This window comes from Thermolongibacillus altinsuensis (assembly GCF_004341205.1).
Classification (GTDB): domain Bacteria; phylum Bacillota; class Bacilli; order Bacillales; family Anoxybacillaceae; genus Thermolongibacillus; species Thermolongibacillus altinsuensis.
The window spans coordinates 1-1,647 of sequence record NZ_SLUL01000037.1; the positions used below are offsets into that span (position 1 = coordinate 1).

Consider the following 1,647-nt stretch of genomic DNA (forward strand, 5'->3'; position numbering starts at 1 on the left):
GGCTCTGTTAAATTTTATTGTTGATATTTTACTAAAGAAAAAGACCGATTTTTTCGGTCTTTTTGTGTGTCCTGTTTCAAAAATTTTTTCGTTAACACCATAAGATTACCATTACAGTTCTCTTATACGTTTGCGGATTTCTGATGCAACACTGGTAGGGTCATCTATCTCGAAAATCGCATAATTATACTTTTCGTGTCCTTCCAACTCAATAATTAACAGAGGAACTCTGTTCTCGTAAGAAAGAAAGTACCACTCATTAGCGTATTTAAAACTTCCCTCGAAAATATTTAACGCTGAAATAGAAGTTCCAGGCATCCGAAGCATCCACTGCGGAGCATCAAAATAATCAACATATACACTCTTGATAGTGCTGTAAGGCATTTTCAAGTTGAATTTGAATGCGAATAGTCCTGTTACTCCATTCAATTTTAGAATTACACCCTCATCATCAAATTGTACTTCCCTTGCCATACTTTACCCCCTTAATGAAAAATTACGATTGTTAAAGTGAAACACTGATAATCAGATTGAAAATTTAGAAAGACGAATGCTTTTATAGGTATCATTCATCTCGAAGGAGAAAGAAGATACGAGCATATCTTTAATATTCTGCTTAGTTGTTTCGTGTCCTCGTTTATCCACGAATAAGAACCAAGCCAAATAGTTGTCAAGATACTTGCTTGCCACACCTTTGAATCGGTTCATCCATTGTTTCAAGCGGCTGTGAAAACCGTTCACATTCTGAATGTGGTAGATGCCTTTGATGATGTGTACACCATCATCAGATTTGATTCGATAATGTTGTAATCCTTTTTCTTTGGCATATGTTTTGTAAGCTCTCCAAGCATCTGTAACCAATATATTCTTGCTACGGAGTTTCGAGCCGATAACTTTATCTACTTTAGATTTGACCACACGCCCCATACAAGTCACCTTCGCAATCGTTGCCTTAGTTCTATCACGAGCCACCAGAACGCAGACCTGTTCTTTGCTAATTCCACGATGTTTTGATTTACCTCCACGTTTTCGAGGTTTACGACCTGTAATCCTGCGTTTACCCTTTTCAGAGTATAAGAAATAGGTCTCGTCAACCTCGACAATACCTTCAAATTGGTCAAAATCCATTTTCTTTAGAGCATTAAGCAACTTATGTCGCCAGTAAAAAAGCGTAACCCAAGTAACCCCTACGATTTCAGCAGATTTTCGCAGGGAATATCCTTTAAGCATACACTCAATAAAAGCAATCCACTCGTTACCTTTTCGTGTACGATAGAGAACGGTATTCGTCATATCAGAGAATGTTTTGTAACAAGCCTTACATTTATAACGTTGGCGACCTTTGTATTTACCGAAGCGAACAATGTGTTCACTTGTGCAAAGAGGGCATTTAAAACCCTCTTTAAAGCGAGTTTCACGCATTTCATCAATCATTCGACCTCCGACAGAGGAAGTAGGGTCAACATAGCGTTTCAGCCAATGATGGACCTGTTCTTTTTGAGTTGGATTTAATCTCCCCAAGAATTTAAGCAAATTGCTGAAAGCTTTATTCAATCCTTACCACCTCTGTCAAAGCGTTATTTTCCTTTTATTATAACAATATTTTGTAAAAAATTCAAAAAATCAACATTTATCTTTAACAGAGCC

Annotated in this window: 2 protein-coding genes; both read right to left on the reverse strand. The window is 37.2% G+C overall.

Annotation, left to right across the window (positions count from 1 at the left end; genetic code table 11):
- Positions 1-111 precede the first annotated feature (111 nt).
- Positions 112-474, reverse strand: a complete 363-nt coding sequence (locus EDD69_RS15130; RefSeq protein WP_011886987.1) for a hypothetical protein — start codon at positions 472-474, stop codon at positions 112-114.
- 51 nt (positions 475-525) lie between these two features.
- A complete protein-coding gene (locus tag EDD69_RS15135; RefSeq protein WP_132949721.1) occupies positions 526-1,554 on the reverse strand; it encodes an IS1595 family transposase in 1,029 nt (342 codons plus the stop codon).
- Between the last annotated feature and the right edge of the window lie 93 nt (positions 1,555-1,647).

Bases quoted from the DNA above. Each gene is read 5' to 3' on its own strand.
- EDD69_RS15130 (WP_011886987.1), bottom strand. From the start codon at position 474: ATGGCAAGGGAAGTACAATTTGATGATGAGGGTGTAATTCTAAAATTG.